Here is a 24,551-nt window from a genome sequence, read left to right as displayed (position 1 = left end):
TTTCGCTGTAAACTGTAATCAAGACCAAAGCCATGTCACGTACGTCAAACCGAGCCAACGGCGACGTCATCCGCGACTTCCTCTCGGTCGCGGACCTGCTTGAGGAGCCACAGCTCGCTCAACTGTACGCGTATATCGATCAGGAGGAGGAAGTGACCGTTCAGGAGATGATGAACGCCCTCGACCTCGCGCAGGGGACAGCATACACCTACGTCAACCGGTTGGTTGACGCTGGCGTCCTCGAGGCGACAACTAACGAGCAACCACGAACGTATGTCGCTCGTGACATCGACCTGACCGTCACAGCTGCCAATGAGACCCGAGAATACACGATCACGCCAGCTCTCATCGATGCCGTCGGGCGCCGAACAACCGACGATGACATCGATACATACATCGATCGGCACGGAATCGCGGGCCTCGCGACAGCACTGACCTACACCGTAGACCGGGAGAGGGGAGAGGTCACCCACCGGCTGATGGCCCGTGATCTCGATATCTCGCCGCTTGCGGCCGAGATCATCCTTCAAGGGCTCCGGCCCATTGTCCACAAGCATTTCGATATTGAGGAGGCAGGCGCGTCGGTCGCAGATATCGAGGGTGTCAATGGAGACATCATCGGCGACGACACGTGAGCGCCATCCACATCGCGGATACTGGCCTGTTCGCAGCAATAGGGAAATCCTCGAATCGCCGGTATTCCGTGGTCAGAGCGTTCGCTCGCCGGAACCATATCACGTTCGTCCTCCCCGAGCGTGTCTACGATGAACTGGCCGTCAACGATTCCGATGTCGATACTCTGCCAATCGACACGGCAATCAACGAGGGGTGGGCACGAGTCTCAGAGCCGTTGAAGTATACGAACGCGCTAGTGTCACGGACGATGGACGGTGTCCAGCGGTACATCGCGAACGCGGATGATCGCCCTGCCGGCGATATCGAACGTGCGGATCCAGCGCTCGCTGGAGTCGCCGCTCAGGCGTTCGTGGAGGGGAGGGCAGACCAGGCGTACATCTACACGACCGATATTCTTGCCGGTGAAGGAGCTGAGAGCGTGTTCGCTAGTGAGGGGTACGGTGATTCAGTCACGTACGTGAACGGCTTCCGCTTCATTGAGGATCTCTTAAAGTGGTTCACTCCTCGGAGGGTAGTGTTTAGATAAGCTGATTCCATGCGAAGCTGAACGATCTAAGCCAGTCGTCGGCGGTTTCTGCGTCGGCGTTGTTAAAACAGTTTGAGAAGCAGATGGTTCTGCGTTTTGTCTCCCGGAAGACACGTTCGACAGCGTTCCGATTTCCGTGTTTCTCGTATCTGAAATCGAAGCCGTGGCGCTGACACGCATCCTGCAACGAGTGCGACCCATCGATTCTAATGCTCGATTCGCAGTTCCCATCTACTGGCTGTTTCATTATACATTATATATGAAGAAAAGAACTTCAACAGAGTCAATAATCTCTATCAGCGGAGGTACTGCTCATATTTCCTACAATTCGCTTGGCGATGCCCATTACACCCGTGATTTCTCCAGACTTGTTCTTGATAGGTGCCGTGGATATACGTAGATGGCTTCGCTCGCCATCTTTCGTCCGTAGCTGTATTTCATGATTGGTGAGCGTTTCACCCTCTAAAGCACGCTTGAAGCGCTCTCGTAATTCAGAATATTGTTCGTCACTGTGTAACCCAACAGACTGAATTGATTCGCCAATTACCGTATCTGCAGTGTACCCGAACATGTCTTCAGCTGCATCGTTCCACAATTCGACAGTTGCGTCCTTGTCAAGTCCGACAATTGCATCTGGGGAGGCTTCAAAGATAGCTTCGAGCCGTTGTGTCGTCTCTTCAAGGGCTTGCTCGCGTTCAATCTGGTCGGTCACATCATCCTGGAACGCGACGTAGTTGGCCAGTTCACCGCTCCCGGTTGTAATCGGCGCAATCGTCAACTGATTCCAGAATTTGGTGCCGTCTTTCCGATAGTTTCGGATGATTTCTGTCACCGGCTCCTGTTCCTCAATAGCCTGCCGAATTGTCGATACAGTTTCCGGATCGGCTCCGTCTTCCTGTAAAAACCGACAGTTCTTTCCAAGGATTTCTTCTTTATTGTATCCAGTAAGTTCACTGAACTGCTCGTTTACATATGTAAGTGGATTGTCTTCCTTGTTCGGATCGGACAATGCGATCCCAACTGGGGCTTTGTCGATCGCCCGCGTTTTCGACTCGAGTTCCGCCTCGCGTTCAAGCCGTTCTGAGATGTCTCGAAAGATGCCAAATATGACCGATTCATCGCGAAGCGATACCGTGTCGACGCTAATTTCGACTGGAATCTGCTCCCCATCGCCTGTTACGATATAGATTTGAGATCCATCGGGTAGTTGCCCCTTCATTTTGCCCTCTTCAACCTGTTCCTCGAACAATTGGCGGTACTGCTCAGACTGATCTGAAGGATGGAGATCGGATTGATGTCGGCCGATTATATCCTCACGCGGTTCACCGACCAACTTTTCAGCAGCGGCATTCACTTCGATAATCTCTCCAGTCTCGGTATCCCCAATGAATACGGGGTCCGGAGCCGCGTCCAATAAGGTTTCGTACCGCTCTTTTAGGGATTCTAACTCGTATTCGCGCTCCTTGCGCTCTGTGATATCAGTAACGATACCGACCATCTGGTCGGCCCCTCCATTGGAGAATAGTTCACCGCGGGCGTTCACCCAGCGTTGCCCGCCATTGTTACGCTGGATGCGGTACTCGGCTTCGAACCGCTCATCTTCCTCAATGGCTGTCTGGATGGCGATATCGAGTCTTTTCCGGTCATCCGGGTGGACGCGCTCGAAGAACGCGTTGAGCGTCCCTTCGTACGTGTCAGTTTCGAGACCGAACAGCTGTTCCATCGTCTCGTCCCAAGTCACCTCGTCGGTTTCCATGTTCCAGTCCCACACGCCGGCGTCGGCACCGTCAAGGGCTAGATCGAGTCGCTGTTTTGCCTCGCGTACCGCCACTTCACGTTGCTTCTGTTCGGTGACATCCCGACCGAGGAAGAGATGTTGTCCGGGAATAATATCAACTGTCGCCGAAAATTCGAGTATCCGCTCCACCCCATCAGAGTCGACAATCGTCAATGTGTCTCGTTTATTCCCGGTCTGCAAGAATTCACGCCATTCGGCTTCGAAATCGGGCTCATTAGAGAGAAATTCCGACATTGACCGACCTAATAACTCCTGCGTGTCCTGCCCTACAATGGATCCCATTGCAGGATTTGCCTCGATGATTCGGCCCTCATCATTGAGAACAACCATCATGTCCTTCGCCTTGTCGAAGGTCGTTTTATACTTGTCACGCGATTGTGTGAGTTCTGTAAGCTGTTGCTGGAAACCAACGGTGGGCTTACGAGGGATAGAGACTGTCATCGTCGTCCCGTTCTCGGTGACGTCTGGATCAATGGAACCATCGTGGCTAGTGATAATCCAGTGGGCCAACCACAGTCCTAATCCGGACCCATGGGTGAGGGGTGTCTCTTCACCCTCGGTCAGAACCTTCGCTTCCTGCTCGGGGAGTCCCGAACCATCGTCTTGAATCCGGATCTTGACGGCATTTGGAATTAATTCGATCTCAATTGTGACTGTGGGGTGGTCGCCACTATGCTTGGCAGCATTTCTGATGAGTTCTTCGATAGCCCGGTCGAAGTTCTCTAAGACACTTGCATGGATTTCCTCATCGTATTCGACGGAGATCGATGCATTCGGATAATCCTGAGCGATTGTTTCGGAGAGTTCCTCAATGAAGGGACCAACCTCTGTGTGCTGTCGATCGGAGCTAGCCGAGATGACATCTTCCAGCTCACGGGCCTTCTGAGTCAATTGCATGAGGCCATCGATTTCGCTAAGGAGGATTTCGGCAGTATCGTTATTATTTATCTGATCGGTAATAAGCTCTGTATAGCCCCGGATGACGGTGAGGTCATTGCGGAGATTGTGTCGTAACACCCGATTCAGAACAATGGAAAGGTTGGTCTGATTCGTGAGTTGAGTCGCAACTTCCTCTCGGTCGAGTTCCCGTTCAAGCAACCGAGTGATGTATTCCGCAAACTGCACCTCGGTCTCGCTAAACGGTTCGGAACGGGCGTTTTCAGCCACAAAACAGACCGTCCCATAGAGGTTTTCGTCAATGATAAGCGGAGTTCCAAGATAAGTGTGGACACCTCCCGTTTCGAACGCGGGGTCATCGTCCCATCCCTGTTCGGGAGCGTCGTGAAGTGCGAGCGGTTCGTCGTCTTTGATAGCTACACGACAGTACCGCTTACTGAGATCATTCTCCCCATCTTGAATGGGATCCTCATCAGTTATATCGACCGTAATGATTGCCTCTATGTAATCGGTTTCTTGGTCGATCCGATTGAGATAGCCGACATTCGTGTCGAGATACTGCGATCCGAGTGCTATTGCCTCGCGGGCTTTTTGATCGAATGGGGCATCTCTTCGAATGATTTGGTGAAGTTGCTGTTTAGCTTCCTGGATCGGGAAGGTGGTTTCTGTCATTTCTAATACCCTAATAGCCTAAATACAGCTCTTAAAGTGGATCACTGGTCTTCCGATACTCTGTAGTACTCTTCGACATTGGAAAAATAGTAGATTTTGGAAGTATTAAGAATCTGTGGTAGTTACTTGATACCACACTACTTTTTCCTCACCCAACGCTTTGTCCTTGTCTACGCTCACATCTGGTAAGCCAACGAACATCAGCAGTGTGAGGCCTGTTTTGGCAGACCGTTTAAATAGTTCGTCAACAAACACCACGGGGGCATTCCAGAATCGAAAAGTAAGGAGTGTCTCAAGTTCGTTCTCAGCCACGAACGTCGTCGATCGAATCGGAGACGTCCTTCATCTTGACGTCGGCGTAGGCCTCGTGGGTAGTCTCTATCGAGTTGTGTCGTAACGCTTCCTGAGCCTTTTCGGACATCCCGCTGGTATAGAGGTCTCGTCCGAGTGCCCGCCGAGCGCCGTGCAGCGTCAGATAGTCGTACTCGCCGTCCGGATCGATCCCGGCTTCGTCGGTGAGCCGTTTCAGCAGTCGGCGAACGCCCTCTTTCGAGATCGACGGCGGCGGAACCTCGTGCTCACGGTGTTGACGGTCGAGCACCTCGGTCTTCCCGGCGTCACCCCTCTCCTCGAGCGCCCGAGAGACTTCCTTCTCGCCGAGTGCATCCTCGAGCGTGCGCTTTTTCGACCCGTAGTGACCGGTCGGAAAGACGGGCCACGCTTCGGTCGTCGGCTCTTGCACCCGGTACCAGCGCTTGAGGACATCATGGACGCTTGCGGGGAACGGGGCCTGTTCGTACTCACGGGACTTGCCGTAGACTTCGATCAGCTGCTCGTCGAAATCGACGTTCTTCCACCGGAGGCCGTTTCGTTTATCGTCTTTTGGATCGGCGAACAACTCAGCACCACGCGCCCCTGTCCCGTCGAGCATGACGACGATTGCCCGGTCACGAAAGGCCGCCTCTACATCGGTCCGGATGGTTCCCTCGAGAGCCATGCCCACGCGCTTGGTGGCATACTCGAGTAACGTCTCGCGGTCCTCGGCGCTCCAGTACTGGCGCTTGCGTTTCCCGTCGTCCTCTGGCAGCGGGTCCATCGCGGTGTTCGTATTCGCCGGGTTCGACTCGAGGTGTTGTTCTCGCACCGACCAGGAGAGAAAGGCCCGGACGTACGCGAAGTAGTTGTGAGCGGTTGAAGCCGCCAGGTCCTCATCGATTACGACGCGGTCGTAGAGGTGCTCGCTATAACTGCGGACATCGTGGGGTGTGAGCTCGTCGACGAACTCGAGATCACGCTCGTCTCGACAGTGGTCAGCGAACTCACGTAGTGGGGAACGCATGGTCGTCTTTGACCCGTCGGCGTTGATCTTATAGCGCAGGTAGCTCTCGATGGCCTCGTGGACGGTTGTCCCCCCGGAGGAAGCCCCTCGTTCCGTTGATCCAGACATTCGTATGTGGGGTACAGTGTCGACCCTCGTAAAGTCCCTTGGTTAAACTTGTTTTTAACCAAGTGAATGTGAAAACGACTCTCGCGGTTGATTTCGACAGTCTCGGGTGCTCGAGCGTGCAAAACCATATTCTATAAATTATATAGCGCTATAGCTTCTCCGAGCGGTGTAGTTCACAACTTCGGGATCTCAAATTCTACAAACCACCATACAGCTGACACCCGTTACGATCGCCCTCAGAGAAGCTGTTTGAAAAAGAAACTATTCTTCGTCTTCCGAGGCAACAGCGCTCATAGCGTCCATTCCTTGCTGAATCGGATGCTCTTCGTAGAGCTCTTCGCTTCGCAGAAACCCATCTGAGAGGATGTTATCTTCCATACCGCTCTCGTAGACAACCCTCCAGCCGTGACCTGCTTCGTAGGTCACGGCTGTCACCCAGTCGTAGCCAATGAACATCGCGGTGTCCATAACCATCCCGTGTTCCGGATCAAATTTCGTCGTCTGAGGCATTATTGACTGGATGCTCTCGTGTCGTTCGAGTGAGTCACGCTCAGTATCCTTGAGTGGGCGGTCTGGAAGCGATTCAACAAGGGATCCATCTTGAGCCATACTCCAAGTAGCTCTTGGTGCGTAAATAACCGTTCGGCGTGGGTCCAAATGAGGTGCCCTAATGGGGAGTCTCTCCTTCGGTTTCAGTATCTGGACTGACTGTTAATGGCATCTAACATCACTCCTGCAGTTGATGACGATGCCCCCGCTTTGGCGGGGGCGATCGTCATCCACGCCAAGAAAGTCTGTGAAACAGCTGATCATCTCTGGCGTGTACTTGGAGACGTCTCGATTCCCGTGGATGGACTAACAGACACTCGACAACAGCACAAAGTCTCGTTCGGAACCGAGTCAATGGCACGAGTCTACATCTACCAGACGATCTACGACCTCGCCCAAAGCGAGGTCGCAGATCGGCTTGAGAACCGTCCAGCACTGCTGAAACAGCTAGGTTTGAACAGGGTGCCGACTCAGCAGAATCTCTCATACGCTTGGAACCAATTCAGCGAGCAAACCAAGACCACGCTTGAGGCCGCTGCGAAGGGAATAGCTCGTGAAGCCCGTGATCACGACGTTATTTCGGAGGCACTCATTCCAATTAACCTAGATGAAAAGGAAACGAACGACGATAAATCCGATTCGACAGTGTCTCGCGCACACGTGCGCGAGCACGGGAGTAAGGTCGTCGAACTCGCTCGCCGACACGGCTTCGCCGAGTTCGACTCCGATAGAGCCGACAACAGGGTATATGAGGACGAACAGATCCTTGATCTGTTCTCCAACGCGTGCCTCACGCAGGGGAGCGCTCATTCAGAGGGAGAAGCTGGGTGGTTCCTTGAAGAGAACGAGATCTGTGACGACTCGACGTTTCTCCGAGTAATCAAGCAGTTTGCGACGCCATCCGACGAGGAAGTAACTCGCTCCGTTCAGGAGTTGCAGATCGAGGATATCGTCGCGTTCACTGAGCTGTATCGAGAGGCTGTGATGGCCTCGTTCAACGCGGCGACCGAAAATATTCTCAAGACGATTCGTCACGAGGATCCCTTCGACGACCGCCACGTTGTGGCGGCCGTCGACTTCACACACGTCCCCTACCACGTCTGGCCGTGGATCGACAAGGACGAGAAAATCCCGAAAGCAGAGTATCCGCCGATGGTCAGCGGGTACAAAGAAGACGGTGAAATCAAGCACGGGTATACGTTCGCGACGATCACGATCGTCGGGAACGATGTCCCAATCATCCTGGGTATCGAGCCAGTCAAGGAACGCTCTGCATGGGAACCAGAAGATGCGCCAGCCGATTCGAAGGCGGATGTGGTTGACGTACTGCTGGACACAGCCCAGCAGTACGTCGATCTCGACGAAGTGCTCCTAGACCGGGGATTCTACAGTAACGAGGTGTACGCAACGATTCACGACCGCGGGCTTGTGTACATGACGCCAGTGCCGAAGTATGAAGACGATTATGAGGCAATCGGGAAAATCAAGAGCAAAGAAGGAGTTGACGCCGCTGTCAAGAACGATGTTCCGTTCGCCATTGATGGCGAACTCCACCACACCGCAGAGTTCCTGTACGCACCAGCGACTGATGAGGAAGCTGAAGGAAGCTATGCCGTGTTCGTGACCAACCGTGATCACGTCGCTCCCGAGGAGATCATACACGTCACCAACAGCTACAGCCGACGCTGGGATATCGAAAATCAGTACAAGTCGGTGAAAGCATTTCTTCCCAAGACGTCCTCGAAGGACTACCGTGTTCGGTTGTTCAGCTTCACGTTCGCAGCATTGTTGTACAATCTCTGGAAGCTTACCGATTACTTGGTGAAGCTCGGAACAGATCGCGAGATCAGATCGCCGCCGGTCGTGACCGCCAGGACATTCGTCCGGGCGGTCAGTCAATCACTCCGACAAGGTGGCTAAGCGGAAAGCACTCGGTGTGGCTCGCCTGCGGCAAGCCGCAGGACTCGCGTTCTATCTCCTAAATCGCGTGTTGGACGCTGCTCAGCACATCTTGCTTAGCGAACCAAGAATTGCGACATAGGATTCGAGAGAGTTCCACTCGGATTTTATTTGATTCCTCCGAAGCTCGTTTGTAGACACTCTACATCCCAGAAGCGTGGTAGTTCACAACTTCGGGATCTCAAATTCTACAAACCACCATACAGCTGACACCCGTTCCGATCGTCCTCAGAGAAGCTGTTTGAAAAAGAAACTATTCTTCGTCTTCCGAGGCAACAGCGCTCATAGCGTCCATTCCTTGCTGAATCGGATGCTCTTCGTAGAGTTCCTCGCTTCGCAGAAACCCATCTGAGAGGATGTTATCTTCCATACCGCTCTCGTAGACAACCCTCCAGCCGTGACCTGCTTCGTAGGTCACGGCTGTCACCCAGTCGTAGCCAATGAACATCGCGGTGTCCATAACCATCCCGTGTTCCGGATCAAATTTCGTCGTCTGAGGCATTATTGACTGGATGCTCTCGTGTCGTTCGAGTGAGTCACGCTCAGTATCCTTGAGTGGGCGGTCTGGAAGCGATTCAACAAGGGATCCATCTTGAGCCATACTCCAAGTAGCTCTTGGCGCGTAAATAACCGTTCGGCGTAGGTCCAAATGAGGTGCCCTAATGGGGAGTCTCTCCTTCGGTTTCAGTATCTGGACTGACTGCTAATGGCATCTAACATCACTCCTGCAGTTGATGACGATGCCCCCGCTTTGGCGGGGGCGATCGTCATCCACGCCAAGAAAGTCTGTGAAACAGCTGATCATCTTTGGCGTGTACTTGGAGACGTCTCGATTCCCGTGGATGGACTAACTGACGCTCGACAACAGCACAAAGTCTCGTTCGGAACCGAGTCAATGGCACGAGTCTACATCTACCAGACGATCTACGACCTCGCCCAAAGCGAGGTCGCAGATCGGCTTGAGAACCGTCCAGCACTGCTGAAACAGCTAGGTTTGAACAAGGTGCCGACTCAGCAGAATCTCTCATACGCTTGGAACCAATTCAGCGAGCAGACCAAGACTACGCTTGAGGCCGCTGCGAAGGGAATAGCTCGTGAAGCACGTGATCACGACGTTATTTCGGAGGCACTCATTCCAATTAATCTGGATGAAAAGGAAGCAAGCGACGGTACATCCGATTCGACAGTGTCTCGCGCACACGTGCGCGAGCACGGGAGTAAGGTCGTCGAACTCGCTCGCCGACACGGCTTCGCCGAGTTCGACTCCGATAGAGCCGACAACAGGGTCTATGAGGATGAACAGATCCTTGATCTGTTCTCCAACGCGTGTCTCACGCAGGGGAGCGCTCATTCAGAGGGAGAAGCTGGCTGGTTCCTTGAGGAGAACGAGATCTGTGACGACTCGACGTTTCTCCGAGTAATCAAGCAGTTTGCGACGCCATCCGACGAGGAAGTAACGCGCTCCGTTCAGGAGTTGCAGATTGAGGATATCGTCGCGTTCACTGAGCTGTATCGAGAGGCTGTGATGGCCTCGTTCAACGCGGCGACCGAAAATATCCTCAAGACGATTCGTCACGAGGATCCCTTCGACGACCGCCACGTTGTGGCGGCCGTCGACTTCACACACGTTCCCTACCACGTCTGGCCGTGGATCGACAAGGACGAGAAAATCCCGAAAGCAGAGTATCCGCCGATGGTTAGCGGGTACAAAGAAGACGGTGAAATCAAGCACGGGTATACGTTCGCGACGATCACGATCGTCGGGAACGATGTCCCAATCATCCTGGGTATCGAGCCAGTCAAGGAACGCTCTGCGTGGGAACCAGAAGATGCGCCAGCCGATTCGAAGGCGGATGTGGTTGACGTACTGCTGGACACAGCCCAGCAGTACGTCGATCTCGACGAAGTGCTCCTAGACCGGGGATTCTACAGTAACGAGGTGTACGCAACGATTCACGACCGCGGGCTTGTGTACATGACGCCAGTGCCGAAGTATGAAGACGATTACGAGGCAATCGGGAAAATCAAGAGCAAAGAAGGAGTTGACGCCGCTGTCAAGAACGATGTTCCGTTCGCCATTAATGGCGAACTCCACCACACCGCAGAGTTCCTGTACGTACCAGCGACTGATGAGGAAGCTGACGGAAGCTATGCCGTGTTCGTGACCAACCGTGATCACGTCGCTCCCGAGGAGATCATGCACGTCACCAACAGCTACAGCCGACGCTGGGATATCGAAAATCAGTACAAGTCGGTGAAAGCGTTTCTTCCCAAGACGTCCTCGAAGGACTATCGTGTTCGGTTGTTCAGCTTCACGTTCGCAGCATTGTTGTACAATCTCTGGAGGCTTACCGATTACTTGGTGAAGCTCGGAACAGATCGCGAGATCAGATCGCCGCCGGTCGTGACCGCCAGGACATTCGTCCGGGCGGTCAGTCAATCACTCCGACAAGGTGGCTAAGCGGAAAGCACTCGGTGTGGCTCGCCTGCGGCAAGCCGCAGGACTCGCGTTCTATCTCCTAAATCGTGTGTTGAACGCTGCTCAGCACATCTTGCTTAGCGAACCAAGGATTGCGACATAGGATTCGAGAGATATCTACTCGGATTTTATTTGGTTCCTCCGAAGCTCGTTTGTAGACGCTCTACATCCCAGAAACGTGGTAGTTGCGAATAGCCCGGTTTTGCTGAACGGGATCTCCAGTTTTCGATGACCTCAGCGCCCTCTCAGTCCCAGATCAGCCGCTGAAATACCTCAAAAATCAATCAGACTTGTCGAGGATACCGAGTAACTACGAAAAATACGTCATCTGGCTACTGATGGCTCTCAGGAAAAGGAGCGAACGCAGAAGTGAAGGCCGACTATATCAACCGGTTGAGTCGCCGCCTGATGTACGCGATGAACCGCTGCGCTGTAATCCGAGGTTTCGGTCGAAATTCCACATCCAGCCCAGCTTGGACGAGGAAGTCAACCATCAGCCACGCGTTGTACAGCAAGACGGCGAACCCGAAATGGAAGTTTCGAACCTCGAATTCCTTCGATGTCGTCCATGCAGCGAACTCTTTTATTTTCTTGAATGCCGTCTCAATCCCACCGCGACGATTGTACTTCTCGACCTGCCGCTTCGTCTGCCGGCGATCTAATGCCGTTTCGTCATCGACGTGCAAGTTCGTGTAGAATGGAACCGCAGTCTGGTCTTCCTCATCAACGATCTCCTCGTCGTCATCAGGTTCTTCCCCGTACCCGTACTGCCGCTCATCAGGATCACCGGGTAGCCCGATGAGGTTCGTTGTTACCTGTTCGTTCGAGACACCGTGTTTCACCGACCCGTGAAACGTCCAGTCTTGTTCAGTGGCGACGATGCCGCGCTCCATGTCTACGTTCCGGCGTAGCCACCGCTTCGCCCGCTTGTTTCGTGGCGCAGGCATCAGGTACCGCAGGTTGTTCTCTTCGAACGCACTCACAGTATCGGCCGTAGCGAACGCCCGATCTGCGTAGACACACCGTGGTGTGATGTAGTCTGAGACGATTCCGATCAGCTTGCGGACGACATCGCCATGGACGAATGACTGTTCCTCCTCGCCAGGATACGCGTCGTTATCCGTTCGCTCGGCGTTTCCCACGGGGATCATCCCGACGACCATGTGGACGCCGTCACCGACGAGCGTTGCCGTGGCGAACTTGTGACACCAGTCATACTGTTTGTGATCCGGCGTTCCCGATACCCACTCCATCTTCTCACGCCCACCATAGTAGGCGATGTACGTGATGTCGATTGCGAGGAACACCGGTTCCGGGAAATCGGCGTACGGTTTGATGCGCGTCAGCGCGCGTCCAGCTGCTTCATTCACCATATCGGTGATTTCCTCAATGGCCAGTTCGTGAATGGCGTTCAGTAGTGTCTCGCCGCGCATTCCGTCTTCGTAGAACGGATCCTCTGTCGGATGGATGTCCTTCTGCTCGGCGAGCCGGTCTCCATTGATGTCAGCGCCGTTGTTCGCAGCTTCACTGTTAATCCCCATCACCGTCAGTAGTTCCAGCAAGTCCTCTTCATCATAGATCGCGTTCTCCGGGCGTGGAAGGTTGAGTGCCGGGAAAATGATGTCAGCCATCTGGTCCAGCACTTCTTTCGTCTTCTGCCGCAGGAGTCGTTGCTCTGTTCGCTTCGATGTGCCGTTTGTTTCATCGGGTTGTAGTCCAGTATGCCCGCCGATCGGACTACCGCGTTCCGTAGCGATTTCGTCGATAGTCTTAGCAGACGTCTCAATTGTGGTGTGGAGATCTTCGAAGCGGTTCCGCCACGCACGAGCGAACGTATCTCCGTGCGGGATCTCGTCTGTGTCGAACCCGAATGCCTCAGCAATCTCCGGATTGTCTTCGAGGCGGTCGGAAAGGCCGGTGATGGATTCCTTTTCGGTTTTCGCCCACAAGGCAGCGAGAAACATCGGGTCGAAGTCGTTTACCTCAGCGTGCCACTCAGGGTACGGGTCCTGATTCCGGTAAGTGGACGGAACGTCGATTTGCTGCCCGAGCTCTGCCCAGTCCGTTCCTTCTTCGAGGACATCGTCGGCCTGTTTCGAGAGCTGGTTCAGAACTCGGTCCAGATCGAGGTCATCAATATCAGGCGTGTCACTCATCGAGTGTCACCATCCTGTACAGTCGTGGTTGCGTGCGATGCCGCGTCTCGGATTGGAGTAGCAATCGTGGTCTCATCCTGCCGGATGCCACTCGAAGTTGGAGTGTATCCATCTGGGTGTGATTTCCGAGTCAGGCGTTAAAAACGCCTGTATAGGGCGTGTTGTTCGATTTTTCTGGGATTGCGAGAATTTAGGTTACTTCCAAATTGGAGTTGGCTCGGGATTCTAAACGGCTTGATTCTGAAGCTGTAAGTGATGAGCCTCACCGTGCAGGAGTTTCTACGCCGAAAAGGTGCGATAGGGATGCTCTCGATGCTTCATGAACGTCCAATGACGTATTCGGAACTTGCACCGCAAATCGAGATAACGTCCTCAACGATTACAGAGCGGCGGGATGAGGCAGCGGAACTCGGATTGCTGGAAGTCAATCTCGGAGAAGCCGAGGTTGGAACGAAGAAGGTGTATGAATTGACGGACATGGGGGAGTTCCTGACAGACCAGATGGCTCGCCAGGGAATTGTGAGTAACTACCGGAAAATGCGGGCGTTACAGGAACTTCTGGATGAACAGACGGACGATTTTGCCGAATGGGTTGAGACCAATCCGTCGCAACTGCTGCAGTTTCCCGAGGCCGAAGAAGGCACGATCACTAAACGGGAGATCCCACAGGATGACGGGGAAGATTCGGAAATGGAATCTTCGGAATCCACAGACATCAGTGACTCCACTTTCGGTGAAGGACAGATCACCAGTAAGCAAGACGATTCATCGCTGGACCACCCTGACCCGCCAAGTGAACGACAATCCAGTGAAGAAGAAGAGATAGAAGGCGGAGAAACTGATGAGCGTAGCGCGCTTCACAGACGCCCGTCCGACATGATCTTAGACGACGGTAAAGAGCCTGACCCGGAAAGCATGAGTCAGGGTACGTTTTCGGATATGGGGGCAGACGAGGAATCAAGCGACAGTGAGCACAACGAAGAATAAGCTTAAGAATCAGAGTTGGTCGGCGGCCGCTGGACCGCTAAGTATGAACAGGTCGCCGTCAGCAGCGCACGATGGACAGAATGGCGGGTCAGCTGTATCACCGTCCCACTCAATGGCGCTCCACTCGAACGTCTTACTGCACTTTGGGCACGACCAGTCATACACTTCGTACGTTTCTGCGAGACTATGAGAGGTGTACGCGAGGGTAGGCGTGAGACGCGCGTCACGGTCATCGTGTGCCTGCAGGTATTCTTCTACGTTCTGCCGGTCGTACCCATCAAATAGCGGCAACAGACCGTCGTAGCCGATGTCTGAGAACGGCGCGTCGCCCTTCCCACACCGTTCTTTGAACGAGCAATACGAACACTCCCACTCCCGCTCTGGTGTCGCTGGCGGTAGCTCACCCGTCTGCTCGTACTTTCGGCGGTGATGGCCCGTTGAAATACGCCTGTCCCTCTAGAATGTTCTGCTCGAACTGTTGCTCATCGTACCAGGCGTTGAATCGCAAATTCGAGATCTGTTCAACTAGCGCCTGTATATTATTGGTCCCAGCAGTGTCTGGCGTCGTCTCACTGGTGGATTCGACTTTGTCTTCCCTCTCGTTTGAGTTGTCTTCGGTCACGTAAAAGCCAACTTCCCTGCGCTAAATAGAGTGCCGCGTGTAGCTTCCGAAATCGGATAGCTCGTACTGGTCATCAACAGGCATTGTAGAGGTTCAAGCAACCGAACGGTAGATCCGCGCCTTCGTATTGCCTTTCCCCTCGACGAGGTTGTAGTGTTCTAACTTCGCTAAGTAGTTCCGCATCATCCGACGTGTCTTCGGCTCACTTACGTGATCACAATACTCCTCGTAGAGGTCACTCGGTGCGATTTCTCCGTACTCAGCGATGATCTTGTAGAGAATTTGCTGGTGGGTTGTGAGTCGATCGACTGTTTTCTGCTTGATTTCCGATTTCGCTTCCGGAGTAACCTTCTGAATCACACGGTCGGGGATACTGTCCAATTGTTCCTCCTGAGCTGTGCGAGCCGCTTTCCGGAGGATTCCGATTGCAACGCGAGCATCGCCAGCCGCGTTGTTCGCAATCACGTTGAGTCCCTGCTGGTTGATTGCCTCGCCTTTGAGTCCCCATTGGACGCGATCGTGCAGGATTGCGACTAACTCGTCGTGAGTGTACGAGTGGAAGTGAATGCGGGTACAGACACTAAGACGGCTATTCAGCCGGTCGTCCACGTCGGCAAAGAGGCCTTTTTCATTGTTAGCAATGAGGATCATCGTGATGCGAGGGATGTGGTATAATTCGTACAGGAGGCTCTTGTCCTTTAACTGGTCCACCTCATCAAGGATAACGACGTATGGTGGGCCATCGTAGTCGCGGAGACGGTCGAGTAGTAGATCTTTCGGGGTAGATTGACGATGGATGTCGATGGTTTGGTTGATGCCGTCGAGAAGGCTGTACAGCGTTTTGAACCGGTTGTGATTCTCCCAGCAGTTCACGTACTGGTGGTTGATATCGACGACGTTCTCTCGGAGTCGTTCAACTGTGAACTGAGCGATGCAGGTTTTCCCGACTCCGGAAGGACCGTAGAGGAAGACTGGATCAGCTGATTGTCCGTCTAGGATCGGCCGCAGGACGCTTGAGAGATGGTTGACCTCTGCGTCCCGGTGTTTCACCTCTTGCGGGATGAACTCCGGTTGAAGCACCCGAGCGTCTGTAATCATACCGCGTCGACACAGGTCTATGGTAATAAATCGAAGTGGGTGGTTTCCGAATCTTCCGAAATAGGAACTATGGTCGGGGGCTACGACATAGATGCTGAAATCAGGCTAGTTTGTTTCACAGTAGTTGGTAATACGGTTTATTTATTTAGGTTTCATCTTGGGATTCGCGGTAAGTACAGGTGAAATAATCAACGCCACAGCAATTTATTTCTCAGCCAATTCAGAAGGCAGGCACGTTACGAATAATCGGTTGGATTACTCAGTGTGAGTGTACCACGACTGTTCAATTGTCGCAAATACCCCACCGAAGGAACCTATTAAAATACATTAGGATTGTTGTATCAGATTCGAGACAAAGAGAGCAGATAGTGTATGCATCGATTCTCTCCCTTTTACATATCTCCCCTATTATTCTCCATACGTATTTTTATCTCATCAGACTCCGAGATATAAATAAGAGCGTTCCCACAATCAACCATCTCTTCTGTAACTAATGTATTATTTTTTGAGAGACTTGCTTCAAATGTGTATTTATTACCATGGTAGATTTTTGTATTGACTTTAACACCGTCAAACGTGTCTTCATGTGGTTCTAATTCAAGAGTGTCTGAAAATAAAACGGTGTCATCATTATCTGTAATCTTCACTGACAAATCCTTCATCTGTTCAGATAGATTGGATATTATAACACCCCATTCATCTGGACATTCATTTTCTCCAGAATTTTCTTTTGGTTCTTCATTCATACACCCTGCTGTATATACGACGAAAGGGGAACAGGACGCGGCGAGAAATGTACGACGGTTCATGTGCTAAATATGAAGTAGATGCATTACTAAACTTCTTTTGGGTATCATACACGTAACAAATCGTCACATGTAATCTCACCCCGTCTGGTGGGGAGCCAGTTCAGAGCGCGGTCTTCCAATACCAAAGGAATCCAGCTGTGAAAGTCCCGATGACTACCTGAGCGATCACGTCTTCGATCGATGTCGGAGGAAGATATTCAGTGAGAAAGTAGACCATCACCGCTTCAAAGACACTTTTGCTGGTGAAAAGATGTGTGAGTCCGGATGCGATGGAAAGCAACCCTCCACCGAAGATGTACATCGAAACGAACCCGACGAGCGTCAGCGGTGTCTTGACGATGTACTTCACTAACCCGCGTTCGTAACCAAGTGGTTTAGCCATTGTTTGCAGTCTGGCTGTAGGAACGCCTGAAACATAAGTTGTCGAGAGATTGTAATTTGTCAATGGGCTCGGCTGATGGGAATCACTCTACGTAAATCCCGTTCAGCAATCTTGGCATTCGCATCTACAGCGAGCGAGACGAGTTCACTAGTGCCGCTTCAGGTCTGAGCTGCTAGATTTATCTACTCAGCGCGCGTCTTAGTACCATTCAGAAATATTCTGAAGCCCATCATGCCACGAACTCAGGAGTACGTTGTCGATCTGTCTGCCGATGAACGAGCCGAACTGAACGCATTGCTCGCCTCTGGAACGCACAAAACGCGTGTTCTCACACGTGCCCGGTGTCTCTTGCACGCTGATGACGGCTTGACTGATGACGAAGTCAGTCAAGCCGTCGGCTGTCACCCTGGTACCGTTGGCCGTTACCGCAAACGCTACACCGAAGACGGCCTCGCGGCGATCAATCGCCGCAAGGCCGACCGTGTCTACGAGCGTAAGCTCGATGGACGCGAGGAAGCTCATCTCATTGCTTTGGCGTGCAGTGACCCACCGGAAGGATACTCCCGCTGGTCACTGCACCTCCTTGCAGAGCATCTCGTTGGACTTACCGAGATCGACGTTGAGTCGATCTCTCACGAGACCGTTCGGCAGGTGTTAAAAAAACACGACTGCACCCTCACCGATCCAAATCATGGGTGATCGAACCCAACGAGAATGCCTCATTCGTCTGCAAAATGGAGGACGTCCTCGACCTCTACCACGAACCGTACGATCCACAGCGGCCAGTCATCTGTTTTGACGAATCCAACAAGGACCTCCACAAACACGTCCGCGACCCGCTCCCGGCGCGTCCGGGAGCGGTCGCTCGATACGACTACACCTACGAACGCAACGGAACACGGAATCTGTTCATGATGAGTGAGCCACTCACGGGATGGCGCCACGTCGATGTGACGAAGCGCCGGCGCAAGCAGGAGTTCGTCGAGCAGATGCGGTCACTCGTTGATGAGCACTACCCGGATGCGGTCCGCATCCGGGTGGTGCTGGATAATCTTTCGTCACACCAACGGTACGCTTTCTACGAGTTTCTACCACCAGCAGAGGCGAATCGACTGCTGTCAAAACTGGAGTTTCACTTCACACCAGAGCACGGCAGCTGGCTCAACATGGCTGAAATCGAATTCAGCGCACTCACCACAGAATGTCTTGACCGACGCATTCCCGACGCAGCGACACTCCGAGCGGAGGTCGCTGCGTGGGAACGTACCAGAAACGACGATAACTCTGACATTGACTGGCAGTTCACGACCGACGATGCACGCATCAAACTCCGCCAGCTATATCCAACAAATCACGATTGAAGCGGCACTAGTGTACTGTCAGCCGTGAGTTGAAAGGCTCATATTGTCGTGGATAGTAGGTTGGTGGCAATGACCCAGTCGACGTATCCAATCGAGTTGACCGAAGAAGAGCGAGATACACTGAACAGCATTACATCGCACGGCGTCCACCGGGCGCAGAAGATTACTCGCGCACGTATCCTCCTCCAAGCCGACGACGGTAAGAGTGACTCGGCGATCGCCGAGTCACTCGGCTGTAGCCCGAGTACTCCGTGGCGAACACGGAAGAAGTTCCACGAACGTGACCGGCTCGAAGCCATCGAACGCAAGGATCCTGACCGCACCTACGAACGCAAACTCGACGGTGAGGACGAAGCTCACCTTATCGCCCTCGCGACCAGCGAACCGCCCGAAGGCTACTCCCAGTGGTCGCTCCGGCTTCTTGCCGACGAACTCGTTGTCCTCGAGGAGATCGACCACGAGTCGATCTCCCACGAGACCATTCGTCAAGTCCTCAAAAAAACGAACTCCAGCCTCACCGATCCAAACAGTGGGTGATTCCGCCGGGTCAAGACTCCGAGTTCGTCTATCACATGGAGGACATCCTCTCGCTCTACCGCGAACCATACGATCCAGACCGACCTCTCGTCTGTTTCGACGAGCACCCGACACAGTTGATCAAGCACGTCAAGCAACCGCGCCCGGCAGAGCCGGGCACGGTTGCCCGTGAGGATTACCACTACGAGCGCAACGGCACCAAGAACCTGTTTCTGGCCTCCGAACCGCTCGCCGGCTGGCGAGCGGTAAGGGTCAAAGACCGACGAACCACCGAAGACTGGGTGCATTTCATCCAGCATCTCGTGGATCAGCACTACCCGGATGCGGACTGCATCCGGGTGGTGCTGGACAATCTCAACACGCACAACCCAGCTGCCTTCTACGAATATTTCGAACCGGCTGAAGCACGTCGGTTACTCGACAAGCTCGAATTCCACTTCACGCCAGTCCATGGCAGTTGGCTCAACATGGCGGAAATCGAGTTCAATACGCTGCAACAGCAGTGTCTCGACCGACGTATTCCCGATGCGGCGACACTCCGTCAGGAGGTCGCCGCATGGAAAAAGGAACGAAACAGCGGTGAAACGGATATTGACTGGCGATTTACGACCGACGATGCTCGCATCAAATTGAAACGCCTATATCCTTCAATTGACGCCTGACAGAGCACTAGAACCCGTCCGTACCTGGGCCCCTGTTCGGCGCAGACCGTGCGCGAGTCTGTCTCGTCGTTCCCACATCTTCAACATACGAGAAATTTCTAAGGAGTCACTTGCTCTCGGAACCTTCATCAGTCGATATACTCACATTCATATATGTACGATCTCACTGCATTCCAACGTGACATCTTGTACGTGATTGCTGGCCAGAACGACCCACATGGGCTCGCGATCAAAGACGAACTCGAGGAGTACTACGAGAACGAGGTCCACCACGGACGACTGTATCCGAATCTCGACGAGGTCGTCGACAAAGGGCTTGTCGAGAAAGGCGAGGCCGACAAACGAACGAACTACTACACGATCACAGCGCGTGGGCAACGCGAACTTGAGGACCGTCGCAAGTGGGAAGACCAGTACGTCGGTGAACTTCTCTCGAATTCGGAGTGAGACGGGCTCGGCCGCTGAGCGTGCGCGCTAGATCGGATCCCTCGAGTGTCGTTCTATTACGATCACAGTGTCAGGATATCGTGACTGGAAAGAGAATCAGTTAGTGGTATAAAAATCGACTAGTTGGATCAGCTTACATCTACGTACGTGTGGAATAACAAATATCACCTCGCCTGAATGGCTGTCCCATGGACGTCCTCACAGGATTCCAACGAGATCTGCTGTACGTGATCGCGGGCGCTGACAGGCCATCCGGACAGGATGTCAAAGACGAGATCGAGCAGTACTACAGTTCAGAGATCAACCACGGGCGACTGTATCCCAATCTCGATACGATTGTGAATAAGGGCCTTGTCGAGAAAGGACAACTCGACAGGCGAACGAACTATTACGCGATTACAGACGAGGGAGAACAAGCGATTGAGGATCGCCGTGAGTGGGAATCCCAGTACGTTGACTGAATTGAGAGCGGAATCGCCCTTGATCATTCCTTTGTTTCCTTAAACTAGTAATTATAAGATGTGGACTGAGAAGTTATATCAGCCACAACTGAGGGAATCTGTTGGCGTAGTAGTCATGACTGCCTCAGTCTCAAATGGCATGTTCCAGAGTTCTATCGATGCCTGGAATAAATGTTGCCACGCAGTAACCATGTGTTCAGATGGGCGTCTGCGAAAGACAGGGGTACTTGTCGAACATGGACGTTCAGTAAGAACGGTATCACACTGTGGACACACATACTGGATATAGTTATCTTGAGTCTGGAGAACCCAATTACCCTCAACAGAGTCTGCATAGTCACACTCCCAGCAGAACAGCATCGATTTCTGATCTTCTGGACTATCGCTGTCGTGGTAAGAGAGATGGGGATTCATGTCCTAAAGGAGGGGAGCAAGCAAAATAGTTCTGTCTACACATCTCCTTAGGTAATTAAAGGAGGTAAGAAAGATATCACTTCTGGACGAGTATCCTATATCAGGCCGAGTTTAGAACGCTAAATGGACACTCACTGCAATAGTGTAGAATAAGTTCGCAGCCGTGGTATACGGATAGATCACTAAAATAGACTACTCTCCGCACTGCGAGACGCTTGTTGCGCTCGAGCGCGAGGGCAACCTCGCGGACACGTCGGTGACGCCGTGCCTCTTAGGAGAGGTGGACCCTACTCAGAACGAGCGTGACTGCTATCTCTTGATGCAATAGACTTTCCGTGTGGCACACTTTCTACTTGTATGACGATAGACACTGGCGATTCTGTGACGCTTGAGTACACAGGGCGACTTGACGATGGAACAGTGTTCGATACCTCCCGGAAGTCCGTCGCCAAGGAGACGGGCCTCGCCGAGGCCCAGCCCGACCGGGAGTACGCGCCGCTGACGGTTAATATCGGTGACGAGCAGGTTATCGAGGGAATGGAGAAGGGACTGATCGGCTTAGAGGCTGGGGAGACTGAAACCCTGACGATCCCGCCGGAGAAGGCCTACGGTGTGCCCAGCGACGATAATATTCAGGAGTTTGAAACCGAGGAGCTCCGAGAGATGCTCGGCGGCCAGACGCCTGAAGAGGGCTCCTATCTTGAGGCCCAGAACGGCAGCCAAGGCGAGGTTGTCCACGTCGATGAGGAGGTTGTCCGAGTGGATTTCAACCCTCGTCTCGCCGGCGAAACGCTGACGTTCGAAGTCGAAATCATCGACGTCAACTGACCTCGAGCGGGGCATTTCCAGCAGAGCGATATAAGCATCATTCCCGCAACTTACTGGCTTGGCCTACCAACCGGAAGTGTGCCTTGATTATGGACAAGAGAAATACTCTCCAGTCACCGGCAGATTCTCCCAATAGGGATCAATCAATTCAATGCACTGCTTGTGAGTCTGCTCTACAGTCACCGGGAAGAGAAAGCATCTCATTCCTGCTTCTTGACCAATTTACTATTCCACTCGTCGGGTGTGACAACCACCTCGAAGAGTTCTGTTCTCTCTGCGGCCTCGCTACTGAAGATCGCGCCGAACTTCTCAACCACCGTCCGGCCGGCGGAGTTCACTGTCCAAGTTGTCGCCATGCACCGCACAAGCCACAACAACCGATCATCCCAGTTGGGGGCGGTGGGCTGGCTATACTCGCATGCTCAACCCATCAGTCAGACGTACTCGCCCGGTTCCGCACAGGCCTGCAGGTACGACACCATCTCAATTCCACACTTGACGCATTCTCCACTAACCCGTGACGGAGAGCCTGTCATAGAAGGGGTCACAGTAATTTGTTTCAATCTCTTTGAGTGAGTCATCCAATAAGTAGATGTGCGTATTGACCGCTGGACATTCTACCAGTTTCAATAGATGTTCTTGCTGCCGTGCAAGATACAAAGCGCAAGTCGGTCAAGAGAGTGTACCGATGTGAATGAGGCAAAGAATGCTAACGCTGGGGGATGAATATTATTAGCGGGCCGAATCTATACATGTGTATAGATGGATTCGTCTCTCCGGTTCCTTCTTGTTGCTGGCGCAGGCCTGTTGATTGGAGTTCCTCTCTGGATGGCTCTCTTGGCACCTGAAATGCTCTCTATCTCGCTGTTTACCAGTCTGGGATTTTGGGGTCCAGTAGCCTTCCTTCTGCTCACAATGCTCTTTGTGTTTCGGTCAGCCCAGCAGCCAAGCTAGTATGAGTTGTCCTCCTTGACTGGTTGGACAATCGGTAGTCCTACTGAACACTTACTCGATGGTTGAACAGCAGATGAATGGTGTACTGAATATACGGCTCTGTTTAATCGCTAGACGGCGTCGAGTTGAGTCGTTAGAATCACTGTGTTGAAGCGGAAGACCGGAAATTGTGCCAACCCAAATCTTCCGCTTCACCGAACGCTGTGTCTGGATTGCTAAAAGAGTTGCTGACGATACGGACGAATCCGCCGCCCCGGAAGGTGGCGGCAGATTCGCCGATTATGCGATGATTCCGCTTCACTGCTTGCGAATTTACCTTGGGACGTCCTATCGGATGACCATTGACATACTGACGGAGATGCCACGAATAACCCGGGAGATCGGCCTTGAACCGGCCGATCTCCCTCATCCATCCACGCTATGTCTAGCGTTCGATAGGCTCGAAATGCGTGTGTGCCGAGTGCTGCTGCGCTATTCAGCGCAGCTGCACGAGACCGGTGAGATCGGCGCGATCGACGCAACGTACTTCGACCGCTCCCGTGCAAGTCGCCACTACTGCCGACGGACAAACTACCGCGTTCAGACGATGAAAGTGACGAAGCTCGTCGATACAGAGACGCAAGCGATTCTCGATTTGCACTGTACTACGACGTGGGAAGGGAGTGATGCAGAGATCTGTGAGCAACTCGCCCGCAAGCACGCGGGCGAGTTGCGCGTCCTCACGGCGGACAAGGGCTATGACTGTAACTGGCTTCGAGAAGACCTCCGAGAGCTCGACATTCGGCCGTTGATCAAGCACTGCGTCCATGCACCGTACGATCACGCGCACAACGCGCGGATCGATGACGAACTCTACGGCCAACGGGCAATGTCAGAAACCGTCTTCTCTTCTGTCAAGCGCTCGCTGGGCGTCGCCCTGCGAGCGCGAACCTGGTACCGAGAATTTCGTGAGATCGCGCTGATGTGTGCGGTTTACAACATCAAGAAGGCCGCAAAACAGGAAATTCCGCTCCCCTCATGCGATTAAACACGGCCGAATATACCCTCTATATTCAGCAGTTTGTTTCCGACGCCTATCCGAGAAGTGAGCAGCGACTCCGGTAACTGCTTCCCCTGTACTTACCATTTGCCGAGGTGTCTAATGATGGGTATGAGAACTGTTCTATGACACCCTGGTGATGAAGTAGCACTCGGCGAGTGAATTGCAATCATCACTTTCGATAATAGGATGAAAGCCCCTGTCACGCTCGAGTCCCGCGCCTGGCGAGACGCACGCGTCTCGCTGCCCTTCGCTCGTTTTACTCGCGAAGACCTCGCTGCGCTCCTCACAGGTTGCAGTGCTTGCGTCGGCGGGGTTCCTCGAGCGCACCAGCCCCTTTCAGACCCGCCCACGTAGACTGATCGGGATGCTGTTGCGTTGGTTGCTCGTTTGCGAGTATCGGCCCGCCCCGCTCGCCGCGTGCTGCCCTCCGCGTCGCTCGCGACCGACCATTCCGGGCTGCGGTTCGCTCCTGGCATCGCTCACCGTTCCGGGCTAAAATGAATCTGGTCTCGACGCCAGCATTAAGCGCGTTTTCGGTTGCGCCCCTCGCGGGCTTTCGCGTTCCAGCGCTTGGTGCCGCCTGCGCTGTCGCGCGCCACATCGCAGCGCGCGTTCTCGACGACAGTCGCGCTGGACACGAACCCGCAGTCCGGGCCGGACACGAGAAACGGCTTAAAGCTGGTCGCTCGCTTCGGGCAGGACGCCGCGCGGTGCTGGTTGGAGCACCTCATTCAGGCGCGCTCTCGCTCGCGCCCAAATGGGCGCTCACGAAGGCGCGAGCGCGAGCGCGCAGATAGATCTAGTCGGTCGGTGTCGTCGGAAAACCGC

At 53.4% G+C, this 24,551-nt stretch carries 22 protein-coding genes and 1 pseudogene; 11 read left to right on the top strand and 12 right to left on the bottom strand.

The genetic code is table 11. The features are described from left to right. Positions 1-32 precede the first annotated feature (32 nt). Together E2L06_RS15405 and E2L06_RS15400 are read left to right on the top strand one after the other, a co-directional pair. Complete coding sequence (locus E2L06_RS15405; protein ID WP_138782591.1) at positions 33-635, top strand: helix-turn-helix transcriptional regulator; 603 nt, start codon at positions 33-35, stop codon at positions 633-635. Next, positions 632-1,162, top strand: a complete 531-nt coding sequence (locus E2L06_RS15400) for a hypothetical protein (protein WP_138782590.1) — start codon at positions 632-634, stop codon at positions 1,160-1,162. Before E2L06_RS15405 ends, E2L06_RS15400 begins: the two co-directional genes overlap by 4 nt. Here the strand turns inward: E2L06_RS15400 and E2L06_RS15395 are convergent. From E2L06_RS15395 to E2L06_RS15375, 5 genes and pseudogenes are all read right to left on the bottom strand, one after another. Beyond that, positions 1,155-1,367 (bottom strand): annotated as a pseudogene (locus E2L06_RS15395) (IS6 family transposase); the annotation flags it as partial. The gene E2L06_RS15400 and the pseudogene E2L06_RS15395 overlap by 8 nt on opposite strands. A 78-nt stretch (positions 1,368-1,445) precedes the next feature. Further along, positions 1,446-4,529, bottom strand: coding sequence for a PAS domain S-box protein (locus tag E2L06_RS15390; protein ID WP_138782589.1), 3,084 nt, complete (start codon positions 4,527-4,529; stop codon positions 1,446-1,448). 105 nt (positions 4,530-4,634) lie between these two features. Further along, positions 4,635-4,841: a hypothetical protein gene (locus E2L06_RS15385; protein ID WP_138782588.1), complete on the bottom strand. Its 207-nt coding sequence runs from the start codon at positions 4,839-4,841 to the stop codon at positions 4,635-4,637. Next, entirely contained in the window at positions 4,834-5,976 is a 1,143-nt protein-coding gene (locus E2L06_RS15380) for a tyrosine-type recombinase/integrase (RefSeq protein ID WP_138782587.1), read from the bottom strand. The genes E2L06_RS15385 and E2L06_RS15380 overlap by 8 nt, the downstream gene beginning before the upstream one ends. Positions 5,977-6,237: 261 nt before the next feature. After that, a complete protein-coding gene (locus tag E2L06_RS15375; protein WP_226778710.1) occupies positions 6,238-6,585 on the bottom strand; it encodes a hypothetical protein in 348 nt (115 codons plus the stop codon). Between the two features lie 105 nt (positions 6,586-6,690). Here E2L06_RS15375 and E2L06_RS15370 point away from each other — a divergent pair, with 105 nt between their 5' ends. After that, positions 6,691-8,445 (top strand): transposase, encoded by a 1,755-nt coding sequence (locus E2L06_RS15370; RefSeq protein ID WP_138782046.1) that lies wholly within the window; start codon positions 6,691-6,693, stop codon positions 8,443-8,445. A gap of 292 nt (positions 8,446-8,737) precedes the next feature. Here the strand turns inward: E2L06_RS15370 and E2L06_RS15365 are convergent, their stop codons facing one another. Beyond that, the gene (locus E2L06_RS15365; protein ID WP_226778710.1) at positions 8,738-9,085 is read right to left on the bottom strand and encodes a hypothetical protein; all 348 of its coding nucleotides are present in this window, start codon (positions 9,083-9,085) and stop codon (positions 8,738-8,740) included. A gap of 105 nt (positions 9,086-9,190) precedes the next feature. Between E2L06_RS15365 and E2L06_RS15360 the strand changes: the two genes are divergently transcribed. Next, positions 9,191-10,945 (top strand): transposase, encoded by a 1,755-nt coding sequence (locus tag E2L06_RS15360; RefSeq protein ID WP_138782586.1) that lies wholly within the window; start codon positions 9,191-9,193, stop codon positions 10,943-10,945. Between the two features lie 398 nt (positions 10,946-11,343). On the opposite strand, the gene E2L06_RS15355 is transcribed toward E2L06_RS15360, so the two are convergent. After that, positions 11,344-13,119 carry a transposase gene (locus E2L06_RS15355; protein ID WP_138782585.1) on the bottom strand — a complete coding sequence of 592 codons (1,776 nt, stop codon included), beginning with the start codon at positions 13,117-13,119 and terminating at the stop codon, positions 11,344-11,346. Positions 13,120-13,374: 255 nt separating this feature from the next. Here E2L06_RS15355 and E2L06_RS15350 point away from each other — a divergent pair, with 255 nt between their 5' ends. Next, the gene (locus E2L06_RS15350) at positions 13,375-14,106 is read left to right on the top strand and encodes a winged helix-turn-helix domain-containing protein (RefSeq protein ID WP_138782584.1); all 732 of its coding nucleotides are present in this window, start codon (positions 13,375-13,377) and stop codon (positions 14,104-14,106) included. Positions 14,107-14,506: 400 nt separating this feature from the next. Here E2L06_RS15350 and E2L06_RS15345 read toward each other — a convergent pair whose 3' ends face one another. The 4 genes from E2L06_RS15345 to E2L06_RS15330 form a co-directional block, all read right to left on the bottom strand. Continuing rightward, on the bottom strand, positions 14,507-14,728 hold the full coding sequence (locus E2L06_RS15345; RefSeq protein WP_138782583.1) for a hypothetical protein: 222 nt from the start codon (positions 14,726-14,728) through the stop codon (positions 14,507-14,509). A gap of 93 nt (positions 14,729-14,821) precedes the next feature. After that, positions 14,822-15,826, bottom strand: a complete 1,005-nt coding sequence (locus tag E2L06_RS15340; protein ID WP_138782582.1) for a Cdc6/Cdc18 family protein — start codon at positions 15,824-15,826, stop codon at positions 14,822-14,824. 392 nt (positions 15,827-16,218) lie between these two features. Next, positions 16,219-16,572 (bottom strand): hypothetical protein, encoded by a 354-nt coding sequence (locus tag E2L06_RS15335; protein WP_138782581.1) that lies wholly within the window; start codon positions 16,570-16,572, stop codon positions 16,219-16,221. A 163-nt stretch (positions 16,573-16,735) separates the two neighbouring features. Then, a complete protein-coding gene (locus E2L06_RS15330; protein ID WP_138782580.1) occupies positions 16,736-16,984 on the bottom strand; it encodes a hypothetical protein in 249 nt (82 codons plus the stop codon). Positions 16,985-17,248: 264 nt separating this feature from the next. On the opposite strand from E2L06_RS15330, the gene E2L06_RS15325 reads away from it, so the two are divergent. The 5 genes from E2L06_RS15325 (at position 17,249) to E2L06_RS15305 (ending at position 21,727) form a co-directional block, all read left to right on the top strand. Beyond that, a protein-coding gene (locus E2L06_RS15325; protein ID WP_212750783.1) for an IS630 family transposase occupies positions 17,249-18,378 on the top strand; the annotation gives its coding sequence in 2 pieces (ribosomal slippage) (positions 17,249-17,684 and positions 17,684-18,378; 1,131 coding nt in all). Between the two features lie 69 nt (positions 18,379-18,447). Further along, a protein-coding gene (locus tag E2L06_RS15320) for an IS630 family transposase (protein WP_138778477.1) occupies positions 18,448-19,577 on the top strand; the annotation gives its coding sequence in 2 pieces (ribosomal slippage) (positions 18,448-18,874 and positions 18,874-19,577; 1,131 coding nt in all). A 153-nt stretch (positions 19,578-19,730) separates the two neighbouring features. Next, positions 19,731-20,024 carry a PadR family transcriptional regulator gene (locus tag E2L06_RS15315; RefSeq protein WP_092936115.1) on the top strand — a complete coding sequence of 98 codons (294 nt, stop codon included), beginning with the start codon at positions 19,731-19,733 and terminating at the stop codon, positions 20,022-20,024. A gap of 188 nt (positions 20,025-20,212) precedes the next feature. After that, positions 20,213-20,485, top strand: coding sequence for a PadR family transcriptional regulator (locus E2L06_RS15310; protein WP_138782579.1), 273 nt, complete (start codon positions 20,213-20,215; stop codon positions 20,483-20,485). 795 nt (positions 20,486-21,280) lie between these two features. Next, positions 21,281-21,727 (top strand): peptidylprolyl isomerase, encoded by a 447-nt coding sequence (locus E2L06_RS15305; RefSeq protein ID WP_394348747.1) that lies wholly within the window; start codon positions 21,281-21,283, stop codon positions 21,725-21,727. Positions 21,728-21,927: 200 nt separating this feature from the next. Here E2L06_RS15305 and E2L06_RS22015 read toward each other — a convergent pair whose 3' ends face one another. After that, the gene (locus E2L06_RS22015) at positions 21,928-22,065 is read right to left on the bottom strand and encodes a hypothetical protein (protein ID WP_171052402.1); all 138 of its coding nucleotides are present in this window, start codon (positions 22,063-22,065) and stop codon (positions 21,928-21,930) included. A gap of 785 nt (positions 22,066-22,850) precedes the next feature. On the opposite strand from E2L06_RS22015, the gene E2L06_RS15295 reads away from it, so the two are divergent. Next, positions 22,851-23,708, top strand: coding sequence for an IS5 family transposase (locus E2L06_RS15295; RefSeq protein ID WP_394348734.1), 858 nt, complete (start codon positions 22,851-22,853; stop codon positions 23,706-23,708). The last annotated feature ends 843 nt before the right edge of the window (positions 23,709-24,551 follow it).

The organism is Haloterrigena sp. H1 (assembly GCF_005938085.1).
GTDB lineage: Archaea > Halobacteriota > Halobacteria > Halobacteriales > Natrialbaceae > Natrinema.
This window is presented reverse-complemented; position numbering and strand designations above follow the sequence as displayed.

Excerpts from the sequence above, each read along its gene's own strand:
- E2L06_RS15405 (WP_138782591.1), top strand. The coding sequence starts at position 33 with ATGTCACGTACGTCAAACCGAGCCAACGGCGACGTCATCCGCGACTTC.
- E2L06_RS15390 (WP_138782589.1), bottom strand. The coding sequence starts at position 4,529 with ATGACAGAAACCACCTTCCCGATCCAGGAAGCTAAACAGCAACTTCAC.
- E2L06_RS15380 (WP_138782587.1), bottom strand. The coding sequence starts at position 5,976 with ATGTCTGGATCAACGGAACGAGGGGCTTCCTCCGGGGGGACAACCGTC.
- E2L06_RS15375 (WP_226778710.1), bottom strand. The coding sequence starts at position 6,585 with ATGGCTCAAGATGGATCCCTTGTTGAATCGCTTCCAGACCGCCCACTC.
- E2L06_RS15370 (WP_138782046.1), top strand. The coding sequence starts at position 6,691 with ATGGCATCTAACATCACTCCTGCAGTTGATGACGATGCCCCCGCTTTG.
- E2L06_RS15365 (WP_226778710.1), bottom strand. The coding sequence starts at position 9,085 with ATGGCTCAAGATGGATCCCTTGTTGAATCGCTTCCAGACCGCCCACTC.
- E2L06_RS15360 (WP_138782586.1), top strand. The coding sequence starts at position 9,191 with ATGGCATCTAACATCACTCCTGCAGTTGATGACGATGCCCCCGCTTTG.
- E2L06_RS15355 (WP_138782585.1), bottom strand. The coding sequence starts at position 13,119 with ATGAGTGACACGCCTGATATTGATGACCTCGATCTGGACCGAGTTCTG.
- E2L06_RS15350 (WP_138782584.1), top strand. The coding sequence starts at position 13,375 with ATGAGCCTCACCGTGCAGGAGTTTCTACGCCGAAAAGGTGCGATAGGG.
- E2L06_RS15340 (WP_138782582.1), bottom strand. The coding sequence starts at position 15,826 with ATGATTACAGACGCTCGGGTGCTTCAACCGGAGTTCATCCCGCAAGAG.
- E2L06_RS15335 (WP_138782581.1), bottom strand. The coding sequence starts at position 16,572 with ATGAATGAAGAACCAAAAGAAAATTCTGGAGAAAATGAATGTCCAGAT.
- E2L06_RS15315 (WP_092936115.1), top strand. The coding sequence starts at position 19,731 with ATGTACGATCTCACTGCATTCCAACGTGACATCTTGTACGTGATTGCT.
- E2L06_RS15310 (WP_138782579.1), top strand. The coding sequence starts at position 20,213 with ATGGACGTCCTCACAGGATTCCAACGAGATCTGCTGTACGTGATCGCG.